Raw genomic sequence first — 12,476 nt, 5'->3', positions numbered from 1 at the left:
CTTTTTGATTATGGTAGTCACATACGAAAAATCATGTACACCACGAATGCCGTAGAAAGTATCCACTCTAGCTTTCGAAAAGTCACGAAAAAAGGAGCATTCCCCCACGAGAACGCTCTATTAAAACGGTCCACTCAACAGCAACCCCAGGAGTGATGGCGGCAGACTGGTTTAATCGCTGGAATAAATCGTACAAAGCAGGTGAAATCAGTCGACAGGTTTGTGTGCATGCTTTTGTTGATGATCAAGGGGTGTGGCAGTACTTGCCTTGGAATCACCGAGGGTGGCATTGCGGCGGAACAGGGAACAATACTCACATTGGTTTTGAAATTTGTGAGCCAGGTGGGTTTTCTTATGGGAAAGGATCGACGATGGTTGGCTATAAAGTTTCCAAGAATGAAGTCTATTTTAGAAAGGCTTGGCAAAATGCAGTGGAACTTTGTGTGATGCTCTGCCAAGAGTATGGATTAACCGAACGGGATATCATTTGTCATTCCGAGGGATATAAAAAGGGAATTGCTAGTAATCATTCAGATGTGATGCACTGGTTCCCTAAGCACGGAGAAACAATGGATTTCTTTCGTTCAGCAGTAAAAGCAGCATTAAATAATACAAGTAGCCCTTTGAACCCACTAAGTGAAATTGCAGTAGGTGAAGTGGTGGAAGTGAAGTCTTCAGCAAGCAAATATTATCCTGGAGGGGCTACCATTCCATCTTGGGTCAAAACTGGTTCCTATCACAAAGTGACCCAGGTTAATTCAAATGGGAAGCCAGTACTTAAAGGTGGAAAGACTTGTGTGCTATTAGGCAAAAAGGTAGATAAGAAGAATGGTAGAGAATCTGCGGGAATTATGAGTTGGATCGATAAGGATGCTCTTACGGTAATTAATTCATCAAGTAAAGCTGAGAAATCAACAGAAGGACAGAAATATTATCGGGTACAGGTGGGGGTCTTTTCTAAAAAGGACAATGCAGAGGCTACACTTAAAAAGCTTAAGACAGCGGGCTTTGATGGCTATATTAAATTCGAATAATGGTTCTATTAACTTGATTATTTAGGCCTTTAGAGTGATATATGGTAGTACCAAATTGATAGAAAGGGGGGGCCTCCATGACTGGAGGGAGTTAAATGAACATATTAATTGCGATGGATTCGTTAAAGGGAAGTCTATCTTCACTAGAAGCCAATGAATCCGTCAAAACAGGGCTGTTGCAAGCGGATCCAAAGTTTAGGATTCAAACAGTACCTATAGCTGATGGTGGACAAGGAACGGTAGAAGCGCTTGTTTATGCAACGAATGGCCACTTTGTCGAAACGGTTGTGACAGGGCCGCTAGGAAATCGGATAGCTGCTAAGTATGGGATTTTAGGTGAAGAAGATTCAGCGGTCATTGAGGTGGCAGAGGCCTGCGGACTTCCTTTACTGCAAAAGGAACAACTGAATCCGCAAATAACGACGACCTATGGTGTTGGCGAGTTAATTTTAGATGCGTTGAATAAAGGCTGCCGTCATTTTATTATCGGCTTGGGTGGAAGTGCGACCAATGATGCGGGAATAGGTATGCTCCAGGCTTTAGGCTATCAATTTTTAAATCGGGAAGGACAGGAGGTTGGTTTTGGCGGAGGTCAGTTAGAGGAGATTGCCAAAATCGATTCAAAGCATGTTTCTGATAAAGTGAAGAAGGCGACATTTCGTGTGGCATGTGATGTGAATAATCCTTTATATGGTACAAATGGGGCCGCCTATATTTATGGACCGCAAAAAGGTGCCACTCCTGAAATGATTCAAGAACTTGATAATGGGCTACGGCATTTTGCCAACGTTGTCTTTGAGCAAATGGGGCTGGATCTTCAAAATATAGCTGGTGCAGGAGCAGCAGGAGGCTTAGGTGCAGCTTTCGCAGGTTTTTTAAATAGTCGTTTACAATCGGGGGTTCAATTAATTCTGGATATAAACAAGTTAGAGCGCAAGTTGATGAATGTAGATTTGGTGATTACTGGGGAGGGGAAACTCGATGGACAAACTTCAATGGGGAAAGCGCCAGCCGGAATCGCCAATCTTGCCAAAAAACGGGGCATTCCTGTAATAGCTCTTGCAGGAGATATAACAGATGGCCAGCGTTCCCTGTATGATTCTGGAATTACAGCGTATTTTGCCATCGTCGGTGGCCCTGTTTCATTAGAAGTAGCACTTGATCGTGACGTTACGCGCGAGAATTTAATGAGAACGGCTGAACAAATTGGGCGGGTATGGGCTACGGCAAGCTTAAATAGGAGCAGGGATTATGAAACGAAGAAAAAATAGCGAAAAAATGGGTGGTGAAAGAGATGCTCAAAGGTTTAAACCATTTATTATTTTCCGTCTCAGATTTGGAAAAATCAATCGAGTTCTACCAACAAGTATTTGAGGCAAAATTGTTAGTAAAGGGAAGAAATACGGCATATTTTGATTTAAATGGCATCTGGCTGGCATTAAATATGGAAAAGGATATTCCTCGAAATGAAATTCATCTTTCTTATACACATATTGCTTTTTCTATTGAAGAGGAACAATTTGAACAAATTTACGAAAAGCTGCAAGCATTAAAGGTTCATATATTGCCAGGGAGACCGAGAGACGTAAAGGATAAAAAATCGATGTACTTTACCGATCCAGATGGTCATAAATTCGAGTTTCATACAGGAACACTCGAGGACCGTCTTGATTATTATAAGCAAGAAAAGATACATATGGAATTTTTTGATTAAAGAAAGGAGAGCTTTGATAGGACAAATTATTGCTCTTGGGGGCGGAGGCTTTTCGATGGAGCCTGATAATCCTTTGCTAGATTTATATATTTTAAAACAATCGGGAAAAACGAATCCAAAGATTTGTTTTGTTCCAACTGCCAGCGGTGATTCTGAAAACTATATTGAGAGATATTATCATTTCTTTAAGAAGCAATCTTGTCAGCCTTCCCATCTCTCTTTATTTAGACCGCCTACACGAGATCTGGAAAGTTATGTGCTTGATAAAGACATTATTTATGTAGGTGGGGGGAATACGAAAAACCTTTTAGCTTTGTGGAAGGAGTGGGGGCTTGATCATATTTTCAAAAAAGCTTGGGAAGAAGGGGTTGTACTCGCTGGTGTAAGTGCCGGTTCCATTTGCTGGTTTGAAGAAGGGGTTACCGATTCGTATGGAGATGGGCTCGAGCCCATTAAGTGTTTACGGTTTTTAGAAGGAAGCAACTGTCCACATTATGATGGAGAAGCTGAACGGAGACCTGCATATCAGAAACTTGTAGCCTCGAAACAAATTCAAGCTGGAATAGCTGCCGACGATGGGGTCGCTCTTCATTTCATTGATCAAAAGCTAGAAGCCATTGTAAGTTCAAGACGAAATGCGAAGGCTTATCGCTTGTCCAACCATGAAGCAGTTGTGGAATCGGTCCTTGATACAACGTATTTGGGATACTAAAAAGTGCAGAGGGATGTATTGTACTCCAAATGTTAGAGTGAAATCTGAGATTTGGGGTCACTTCACAAACTGACTTCCCTTTTTCGTCCCTGTCGAACGTTGTCGATCGTTTTGAGTAAAACCTAACTTCTATTGCTTCTTTTTGAAGTTGCCTGCACTTTGTAAAGTGTAGGCAACTTTTTTAATCTATTAATGGCCTTTTTGGAGCTCGATTAGTTTAATAATTTCTTCTCCGCTATCTGCTTCAACCGATTCTAGTTTAGGGTTTGTCATGATATTTTTCATTTCTTTGTAAATATTTTCCTTTTCTAGCTCATCGGAAGGAGGCATACCACCATACCAACGCAATGGAACGTTGTAAATATTTATCGTGCCATCTCCGTTGCCGCTGTAAGTAACACTCCCGTCCACTAAACGCGTCCCTGTTAATTGGATGACGTCTTCAGGGTATTTAACACTTGCTTCATCATTTGGGTCAAGCGGCGTACCGGCTGGGATCGAGTGAACCACTAATTCATCGATCTCTTGATTGGGTCCGAATTGCCGCCATACTCGAGCGTATTCAATTTGTTCACTAGAGTATGGCAATAAGGTTTCTTTGTCGTTGAGATTGCTATTTTTTAACGGCTCACCGTGCTCTTCCTCTGAATAAAGGCTTTCCTCTTCATCCTCAGCTTCTGGCGCTTCTGCTAGACTTTCTGTTACTTCTTCTTCTGTTGATTCTACAGGCTCTGCTCTGTTTTCTTCCTTATCAGTGCAGCCAGCTAGTATTAATAATGCAATAAAGAAGAGGCTTGTCAGTGTGTATTTCATTTGTTAAATCATTCCTTTCAAGTCTAGTATATCAGATGAAAGGAAGAGAAGCTTTCCTGAGAGCAAAAGGAAACGAGCATGGGGAATAGAAAAGGATGAATGGTTTGTATCTATTAGTTAGCTGCGAGTATATCCTAGTCTGCTACTGATAAAAATGGAGGGAAGATATTTACATAATAGCGGAGGTTGGAAATTTGTATGAGCCTTGTTACTTTATAAGCTTACAGGTGGTCCATTTTTACATAAGTCTCCATTCACCATTACTTACAGGGCATGGTGAATGAAAACTTGAATTAAGAATGCTGTAAAGGAAACTAGTGCAAATGTGAGAGAGTTGCTCAAGACATCAAATCAATAATTTTATAATAGATGAGACAAAATTTAGCTGATGATACGCGAAATTTTACGCCCTGATTCATTTCTCATTGTTCTTCATTCACTTTCTTTTGCGTTATTATTTGGCATGACTAGCGTTAATATGAAGGCGAATATACTTAATATCGCTGTGAACATATAGGCATCGCTGGTTCCCAATATGGATGCTTCCTTTAAAAGCTGTGCTTGAGATAGATTCGGATTTCCAGCCATTAGTTCAGTTGTATGGCTGCTTGTTCTTGTTGTCATAATCGTAATGACTAAAGCCGTGCCGATCGCGCCTGCTATTTGGCGAACGGTATTGGTTACTGCTGATCCATGTGCATTCAAATGCTTTGGCAAAGCATTCAAACCAGCGCCCGTAATTGGCATCGTTAGGAAAGAGTGGCCAATTCGTAAAAGAATCGTTCTAATCATTAAGTAAGCATAGCCAGTTGTGGCACTTAAGTTGGTAACAGCCCAAATGGACGGAATAACGAAGAGCAGACCAATAATAGCTAACGGTTTAGCACCAAATTTATCAAAAAGGCGACCAGTCAATGGTGACATAAAGGCGTTAATCAGGGCACCAGGTAGTAATAACAGCCCCGTGTCTAGTACGGTAAAACCTCTGCTAGCTTGTAAATACATTGGAAGCAAAATTAAATCCGCATACATGACAATCGTCAAAAAAACATTGATCAAAGCAGTCATTGAAAACATTTTTTCTTTGAAAACACGTAGGTCAAGCATCGGTTCACTGGCAACGATTTGACGATGGCAAAATAGTACAATGAAGATGGTGCCTATTAGTAAACAGAAAAGCACTAGCGGACTTCCCCATCCTGCTGAGCCTGCACTGCTAAAGCCGTAAAGAATGGCGCCAAACCCGATTGTAGAAAGGATGATTCCAAATAGATCTGCCTTACCCTTTGATGTTTCAGAAACATTAACAAGGTATTTAAAAGATAAGGCAATGACGATTGCTACGAGTGGGAACATGCCGATAAATATCCAGCGCCACGAAAGATGTTCAATAATGAATCCTGCCAATGTTGGGCCGATAGCCGGAGCAAAGATCATGACTAATCCGATCAGCCCCATCGCTGTCCCCCTCCCGTTTGCTGGAAAGACAACAAGTACGACCATCATGAGTAACGGCATTATGATGCCAGCGCCTGCAGCTTGAATAAGCCGGCCTATTAATAAAATGGTGAAATTTGGTGCAATTGCATTAAAAAAGGTTCCTATTAATAAAAAAAGCATGGAGGCAATGAAAAGCTGCCGAGTGGTAAATCGTTTCATTAAATAGGCTGTAACCGGAATTAAAATCCCGTTGACGAGCATGAATCCAGTAGCAAGCCATTGTATGGTTGAAGGGGAAACTTTGAATTGGACCATTAAATCTGGTAACGCAACATTTAAAATGGTTTGGTTAAGAACGGATAGAAATGACCCTAAAAGAATAACAAATAATAAAATTCCTTTATTTAGTTCTTGTCTAGGTTGTTCCATGATCTATATTTCATTCCTTTCAAGGCAACGGTTTTATCCTTAATTATCATTCAGTTGTTTAATTGACAGCATGTCGATAAAATAAATAGTAACATGTAAATAAAAAGAATGACATTTACACTTTAAGTAGGAATGTTTAGTATTAGACATTTTTACATGAAAGTGTTGATGAAGTTATTAATAATAGGCAAAGGGATGGAGAAATGTCTAATAAAATAGATCCGCGTGTTACACGTACGAAGAAAATGTTTAAAGAAGCATTAATAGCCTTGCTGGAGGAAAATGATGATTCAAGAAAGTTGACGGTTCAAAGGATTGCAGCCCAAGCCCAATTAAATCGAGCCACATTTTATTTGCATTATCGTGATATTGAAGACTTAATGGAGCAAATGATTGATGAAATTCTCGCGGACATGCATGAGGTAATTGAGCCCCCTAGCCGAGATGGCGGACGGAACAGAGCTTCTGAGTCACGAACTCAGTTAGTCACTTTTTTAGATTATATTTACCAGCATTCAGCACTTTTTAACGTTATGTTGGAAAATAATGATTTCCGTGAAAGAATGTTTCAACTCTTATTAGAAATCATTACGTTATGGGAAAAAGATAGAGCACAAAGAGGGAAGGCATTTCATGTAGCAAATGAAATTATTGCTTCATCAACTTTAGGGATCGTGTCATGGTGGGTAAAGGAGGATACTCCCTACAGTCCTAACTTTCTAGCGAAACAGATTATTTTAATGGTAACGAAAAAAGAGAATAAGTAGGGGAAATCATCGGGGGAATGTAAGCAGAACTGACAAGGAAGCAAATTCATGCCTCCCTGTCTCAGGGAATTGCCAATGCTTTTTTTTGCTAATAATTCGCTTGATTGGAAGTTTCATATGTAGTCACTTAAATGGTTTGCACGTCTTGCGGTAAAGAGTCCTTTGTGAGCCACGATTCAATGAGTTGATTAAAGAAATCTGGTTTTACAAACGATACTCCGTGACCAATATTGGGAAGGATGATGCCTTTGCCATTAGGATGATTGGCGACGATTTTTTTAGCGGATTTTATCATGACTGCTTTTTCTTTGCTACCAACTGTGACTAATATACTTGCCTTTGCTTCTCGGAAACTTTTCGGGAGATCAAAAGACATATTCTCTTCTAGTATTCTTATTAATGTTTCGGTGGGCATGGCGGTACTTTCTTTATAATAGGTTTCAAAGTATTCTTGAGTAATATAAAGTGTTTTAGCTTGCAGCTTTGAGAAGGAATGATTTTTGATTAATGGCGATGTTAATTTAATGGTAGGTTTAATCCATTTTTTTAAAAGTGGACTAGGAATGACTAAAGCGCTATTGATCATGGCATTATCAACCAACTGTGGTTTTAAACTCAAAATTTGTATGGCGACCTGTGCCCCTAAAGAAAAGCCAATTACGGTAATTTCCTTGCCTTTTCCAATATTTTCGATCAGTTCAATTATTTTTAGTGCACTAGATTTAATCGAGAAAAGTTCAGATTGCCTGCTCTTCCCCTGTTCAGGCAAGTCGATAGTAACACAGTGTTTGTGTTTGAAATATTGAACTTGCTTGTCCCACATCCAACTACTAACACCGCCACCGTGCAAAAACACGATTAATGGTGCATTCTTATCACCATGCTCTTGATAGTATAAACTCATAAATTCACTCCCTATAGATTTAACACAACTGAATTGCTGCATTTAATACGGACAATGATATATAACTATTTTATCATGAAAACACGATTAGTAGCGTTGGTCATTGATAAAGTATGTTATTGATGTAAAAAGGATGTTAAAACGGCCAAATCAAGCTGTAGTATATCATGTTATAAATTAAATGACAGTTGTCTTTTCCTCATGTACGATAGATATAACACAGGGAAAGGGGATTTTTTATTTGTTACATATTGGTATTATTGGTCTAGGAGCAATTGGGCAGCGTTTAATGAAACAATTTTTGCAGCATCCTCATATAGAAGTTGTGGCGGTCTGTGATCAGCTCGAGTCACTAGCAAGAGAGACAGCTGGATCTATTAGGGGAGCACAGGCTTATACAATGTATCAGCAATTAATCGCGGATCCGAAGGTTGAACTTGTTTATGTCGCAGTCCCACCGAAATTTCATTTTCCAATTGTGATGGAAGCATTGCGGGCCCAAAAACATATTTTATGTGAGAAGCCTTTAGCAAACTCAGTGGAAGAGGCCCGGGAAATGTTGAAAGCGGCAACAGAAGCAAATGTTATTCATGCAATGAATTTCCCGCTTAATTATGGAGCGGCCGCAATAAAATTTGCCGAGTTATTTCGTGAAAATTATATTGGAAAGCTGAGGCGATTACAGCTTACCATGCAGTTCTCAGAATGGCCGCGTCCGTGGCAAAAAAATAACTGGGTTGGAAATCGTGAACAGGGCGGCTTCGTACTTGAGGTTGGAGTTCATTTCATCCAGCAAATTTTGAAGGTTTTTGGTGATTTGAAAAATATCCATACCCATTTAGAATTACCCACTGATCCACTCAAATGTGAAACGGGGATTATCGCAACCGCAAAGCTTGAAGATGGAACTCCAGTTTTAATTGAAGGCATAAGTGAAATTGCTGGAAAGGAATATATTGGTTTTACAGCATTCGGTTCAGAAGGAACACTATCACTCGAAAACTGGGGCCAGCTTAAGGTTGGTAAACTAGGAGAAAAGCTGGAAACTATTTTAATAGAAGATGCAGCACCAAATCAGTTAATCGATGAAATCATTAAGGCTATTGATGGACAAGAGGCAGAGCTATATGATTTCGAAGTGGGGTACAAAGCACAAGTCATACTTGAACAGTTACGGAAAATATAGAAAGGAGAGAACCTGGGCGACAAAAAGGTATTGGTGCAAGTTTGCTAATCGTATTCTTGAGTTTGGAATATTTAATTTGAAATGTCAGGTTTTTGCTATAATTAAGAGGAAGATTGCATAATCTAATGCTTTAATTCAGAGGCGCATTCAGTACAGCATGAAAAAGTAAAGTTCACGGCATAGTGTTTCCACGCTTGTTAAAAAAAGAGATTTTCATAGAAGGCTGGAATCGATAGATCCACTAAAAAAGTTCGGTAGCTCTCTCACCACATTATTTTTTAGTGCGAATGTGAAGCGCACATCATTTCCCTAGGCGATTCGCACCTTAAAATTAGGGTTTAATCGTCTTATTTGGCATTATATTTACAAATATTTCTTGAAAAAAAAGAAATGTTGCATTTTTAAAAGGCTGTTTTCGTAAACTATGTTGCTTTTTAAGGTGAAAAATAAACATTGTGATATAATAAAGATATAAAAGGAATTAAATAGTAATTGTATAAAGGTTTGAATATGATAAATTAGAAATAACAAGTAACTTTTAGGAGGGGTAAAAATGAAGGTTTCTCTTTGGTTCTATTTAGGTGCTTTAGTTATTTATTTTCTAAGTTTTATCTCTGGATTTTCGATTGGATTATATGTGTTATTTGGAGCGATTTTACTTTTGTTATTTGGTTTGGCTATATCATTTAAGTTGCTAAGAAAAGGAATGAAAACTTCCAGTCTTATTGGTATTTCCATTGCAATCTGTGTTGTTTCATATGTCGTTTGGAATCCATTAATACACAACGTAGATGACTATTATATCTTTTATCCCTTCACATTTTTCGTGTAGTGATTTTAAATACGGTGGAAAAACGTTTGGAGATTTATCCAAGCGTTTTTTTGTTTCACAAAACAGCCCTTAATGAATTAACTGTGGTGTCGTTCGATTTTTGACACGCTGAAATAAGCATTTGCTCCACTCGTTTTTCAAATGCCATATTCTTGCCTAATTCAAGCCAACGGAACCAATAGAGATAGTTGTCGAGATATTTTGTTGCAACTCCTTGAAAGCGTTCCATCCAAGTTTTTAAACGATTATGAAAGTTGTTGACGTGTTGAATATGGTATATTCCTTTCTTCACACGCTGTTTCTGTCGCTCATTGACCGTTTCGTGCTGTAATCCCTTTATTCTTGCAAACTTTTTATAATTTGTTGCTGTATCTGTACATAACAAAGCAGATGGGTGAATATACTCACCTATCACAGTGTCAATTTCTTCGGCTCTAACACGACCTGTTCCTGCTTTTCGGGCAATCACACTACCGTTACGGTCTTGTGCTACGACAACGGCAATTTTAAGGTTAGAAATGCCTCTCTTTTCGTCTTTTTCTCCACGCTTCTTAGGTTTTCTATGGGTGATTTCATTTCCTTTCATTGACTCACGAAAGAAGGTTTCATCACTCTCAACAATACCTTGTAGTTGATTAAAGCCGATGCTTCCTAATGCGTTCAAGATTTTATGCCTCCAATAGAATGCAGTGGAGATATGAATTTTTAGCCGTTCAGCGATTTTGGGTAGTGTATATCCCTCTACCATCAGTTCAATGTACTTCACCCACTTTTCAGGGTAGCGAGAGCCTGAAAATGGTGTGTTCGTCATATCATTGAAAGACTTTCCACAATCATTACATAGATAGCGTTGTCTTGAACGATATTTACCGTTCCGTTTAACTGATGTGCTTCCACAATGAACACAACCCAAACCAGAAGCAAATCGGGCTTCTCGAATGCTTTTAAGTAGTTTCGTAATTTTATCTGGTTCATCGGGAAACAAATCTTGTTTCATAGCGTTAAACAATGCCAATTGCTCCGATTTTGTTAGTTCGCTGAAATCTTCATAAATATCTTTCCACATATCCGAACGCCTCCCTAAACCCTATTATATCAACCTTTTAACAGTATGGTCAAGAAAGCAACAATCTATACGAAAACAGCCTTTTAAAATGAGAAAAAGTGTAAATTTACTTTTTTTGTTTAAAAATCGCAGTCGCACCTTATATAGGTGCGTGGATTGAAATCTGCGAAAACAGTAGGACCGCACCTTTATTTTGGTCGCACCTTATATAGGTGCGTGGATTGAAATATCCCGAAACCGGCTATTGACGGCTTAGTGACTAAGTCGCACCTTATATAGGTGCGTGGATTGAAATATTCTATTGTCGATTGTATTATGGTTGATGTGGTCGTCGCACCTTATATAGGTGCGTGGATTGAAATGATAAAGCGCCGGAATCATTCGACATGTCGCTGTTGTCGCACCTTATATAGGTGCGTGGATTGAAATAAAAACGAGCAGTTAAAGTTTGACAACGGGTACTTGTCGCACCTTATATAGGTGCGTGGATTGAAATTCACCTAAATACTCCTTGTACTCAAAGGAGTCTATGTCGCACCTTATATAGGTGCGTGGATTGAAATCCTTATGGCTGCTTGTCTACGTCTGACCATCATACGTCGCACCTTATATAGGTGCGTGGATTGAAATTTTAACATTACCTCCAAACTTTCTTACTCCTTCCCGTCGCACCTTATATAGGTGCGTGGATTGAAATCATGTACTCTTACATTTAGGACATTCGAGTTTCGGTCGCACCTTATATAGGTGCGTGGATTGAAATCTCGAAAGTTTCGCAGAACGGTTCCCTGTCGTAGGTCGCACCTTATATAGGTGCGTGGATTGAAATTTCAAGGTTGATGAAGCCCGGCTCACCTTCCGCTTGTCGCACCTTATATAGGTGCGTGGATTGAAATAGTTCCGTATTTATTCCGCTACTACCGAAGCCAGCGTCGCACCTTATATAGGTGCGTGGATTGAAATTAAATGATTAAATATGGCGCGGTAAGTGCGAATCCGTCGCACCTTATATAGGTGCGTGGATTGAAATCTCGGTCTTTAGCCATTCCGGAATAACCATCGTCATGTCGCACCTTATATAGGTGCGTGGATTGAAATTTTAATAACTTGTTATCTGGTTTTTCTGATTAGTCGCACCTTATATAAGTGCGTGGATTGAAATTCCAAGAAATATTATATTATAATGCTCCTCATCTGGTCGCACCTTATATAGGTGCGTGGATTGAAATACAAAATGATTTAATCATTTCACCCTCATAGTTGTCGCACCTTATATAGGTGCGTGGATTGAAATGAATCTGGCTCTTTTTCATCTTTCGATAGACCATGTCGCACCTTATATAGGTGCGTGGATTGAAATCATAGATACAAAAACACTCAAAAAAGAGTTACCTGAGTCGCACCTTATATAGGTGCGTGGATTGAAATGCCTACTGGAGCCTTAAGAAAACATTTGGATTGTCAACACTAAACTAGACAGTTTTCTTAAGGTGTGTAAGTTTGTATTCCACTGGACTTAAATAATCTAAAGTACCATGGATACGTAGGTGGTTAAACCAGTGTACATAGTCTGTAAACT

The 12,476-nt window shown here is 39.3% G+C and carries 12 protein-coding genes, 1 pseudogene and 1 CRISPR repeat array; of the genes and pseudogenes, 8 read left to right on the top strand and 5 right to left on the bottom strand.

Annotation, left to right across the window (positions count from 1 at the left end):
* The 5 genes and pseudogenes from PZE06_RS24295 to PZE06_RS24275 all read left to right on the top strand — a co-directional run.
* A pseudogene (locus PZE06_RS24295) lies at nt 1-126 on the top strand (transposase); the annotation flags it as partial.
* A gap of 29 nt (nt 127-155) precedes the next feature.
* Nucleotides 156-1,034, top strand: a complete 879-nt coding sequence (locus PZE06_RS24290) for an N-acetylmuramoyl-L-alanine amidase (protein WP_191963585.1) — start codon at nt 156-158, stop codon at nt 1,032-1,034.
* Nucleotides 1,035-1,129: 95 nt separating this feature from the next.
* Nucleotides 1,130-2,305: a glycerate kinase family protein gene (locus tag PZE06_RS24285; RefSeq protein WP_151026193.1), complete on the top strand. Its 1,176-nt coding sequence runs from the start codon at nt 1,130-1,132 to the stop codon at nt 2,303-2,305.
* A 23-nt stretch (nt 2,306-2,328) separates the two neighbouring features.
* Complete coding sequence (gene fosM, locus PZE06_RS24280) at nt 2,329-2,748, top strand: FosM family fosfomycin resistance protein (protein ID WP_151026194.1); 420 nt, start codon at nt 2,329-2,331, stop codon at nt 2,746-2,748.
* Nucleotides 2,749-2,764: 16 nt separating this feature from the next.
* On the top strand, nt 2,765-3,460 hold the full coding sequence (locus PZE06_RS24275; protein WP_151026202.1) for a Type 1 glutamine amidotransferase-like domain-containing protein: 696 nt from the start codon (nt 2,765-2,767) through the stop codon (nt 3,458-3,460).
* Nucleotides 3,461-3,649: 189 nt separating this feature from the next.
* On the opposite strand, the gene PZE06_RS24270 is transcribed toward PZE06_RS24275, so the two are convergent.
* Complete coding sequence (locus PZE06_RS24270) at nt 3,650-4,273, bottom strand: hypothetical protein (protein ID WP_151026195.1); 624 nt, start codon at nt 4,271-4,273, stop codon at nt 3,650-3,652.
* Nucleotides 4,274-4,705: 432 nt separating this feature from the next.
* Nucleotides 4,706-6,142, bottom strand: coding sequence for a DHA2 family efflux MFS transporter permease subunit (locus tag PZE06_RS24265; protein WP_151026196.1), 1,437 nt, complete (start codon nt 6,140-6,142; stop codon nt 4,706-4,708).
* A 203-nt stretch (nt 6,143-6,345) separates the two neighbouring features.
* Between PZE06_RS24265 and PZE06_RS24260 the strand changes: the two genes are divergently transcribed.
* Nucleotides 6,346-6,909 carry a TetR/AcrR family transcriptional regulator gene (locus tag PZE06_RS24260; RefSeq protein ID WP_151026197.1) on the top strand — a complete coding sequence of 188 codons (564 nt, stop codon included), beginning with the start codon at nt 6,346-6,348 and terminating at the stop codon, nt 6,907-6,909.
* Nucleotides 6,910-7,036: 127 nt separating this feature from the next.
* Here PZE06_RS24260 and PZE06_RS24255 read toward each other — a convergent pair whose 3' ends face one another.
* Nucleotides 7,037-7,813 carry an alpha/beta fold hydrolase gene (locus PZE06_RS24255; protein WP_151026198.1) on the bottom strand — a complete coding sequence of 259 codons (777 nt, stop codon included), beginning with the start codon at nt 7,811-7,813 and terminating at the stop codon, nt 7,037-7,039.
* Between the two features lie 241 nt (nt 7,814-8,054).
* Between PZE06_RS24255 and PZE06_RS24250 the strand changes: the two genes are divergently transcribed.
* Nucleotides 8,055-8,999, top strand: a complete 945-nt coding sequence (locus tag PZE06_RS24250; protein ID WP_151026199.1) for a Gfo/Idh/MocA family protein — start codon at nt 8,055-8,057, stop codon at nt 8,997-8,999.
* Nucleotides 9,000-9,552: 553 nt separating this feature from the next.
* Nucleotides 9,553-9,831, top strand: a complete 279-nt coding sequence (locus PZE06_RS24245) for a hypothetical protein (RefSeq protein ID WP_151026200.1) — start codon at nt 9,553-9,555, stop codon at nt 9,829-9,831.
* Nucleotides 9,832-9,886: 55 nt separating this feature from the next.
* Here the strand turns inward: PZE06_RS24245 and PZE06_RS24240 are convergent, their stop codons facing one another.
* Nucleotides 9,887-10,897, bottom strand: coding sequence for an IS1595 family transposase (locus PZE06_RS24240; protein ID WP_151026201.1), 1,011 nt, complete (start codon nt 10,895-10,897; stop codon nt 9,887-9,889).
* A 131-nt stretch (nt 10,898-11,028) separates the two neighbouring features.
* Nucleotides 11,029-12,325: a CRISPR direct-repeat array (repeat unit 32 nt; unit sequence GTCGCACCTTATATAGGTGCGTGGATTGAAAT).
* Nucleotides 12,326-12,369: 44 nt separating this feature from the next.
* A partial coding sequence (locus PZE06_RS24235) for an IS3 family transposase (RefSeq protein ID WP_275792077.1) occupies nt 12,370-12,476 on the bottom strand: 107 nt, incomplete at its 5' end.

Origin of the sequence: Robertmurraya sp. DFI.2.37, from assembly GCF_029211245.1 — a bacterium.
Taxonomy (GTDB): domain Bacteria; phylum Bacillota; class Bacilli; order Bacillales; family Cytobacillaceae; genus Robertmurraya; species Robertmurraya methanolica_A.
Note: the sequence above shows the minus strand (reverse complement) of the source record. Positions and strands in the feature narration are given on the sequence as shown.

Bases quoted from the DNA above. Each gene is read 5' to 3' on its own strand.
- PZE06_RS24270 (WP_151026195.1), bottom strand. From the start codon at position 4,273: ATGAAATACACACTGACAAGCCTCTTCTTTATTGCATTATTAATACTA.
- PZE06_RS24260 (WP_151026197.1), top strand. From the start codon at position 6,346: ATGTCTAATAAAATAGATCCGCGTGTTACACGTACGAAGAAAATGTTT.
- fosM (WP_151026194.1), top strand. From the start codon at position 2,329: ATGCTCAAAGGTTTAAACCATTTATTATTTTCCGTCTCAGATTTGGAA.
- PZE06_RS24265 (WP_151026196.1), bottom strand. From the start codon at position 6,142: ATGGAACAACCTAGACAAGAACTAAATAAAGGAATTTTATTATTTGTT.
- PZE06_RS24240 (WP_151026201.1), bottom strand. From the start codon at position 10,897: ATGTGGAAAGATATTTATGAAGATTTCAGCGAACTAACAAAATCGGAG.
- PZE06_RS24255 (WP_151026198.1), bottom strand. From the start codon at position 7,813: ATGAGTTTATACTATCAAGAGCATGGTGATAAGAATGCACCATTAATC.
- PZE06_RS24245 (WP_151026200.1), top strand. From the start codon at position 9,553: ATGAAGGTTTCTCTTTGGTTCTATTTAGGTGCTTTAGTTATTTATTTT.
- PZE06_RS24290 (WP_191963585.1), top strand. From the start codon at position 156: ATGGCGGCAGACTGGTTTAATCGCTGGAATAAATCGTACAAAGCAGGT.
- PZE06_RS24285 (WP_151026193.1), top strand. From the start codon at position 1,130: ATGAACATATTAATTGCGATGGATTCGTTAAAGGGAAGTCTATCTTCA.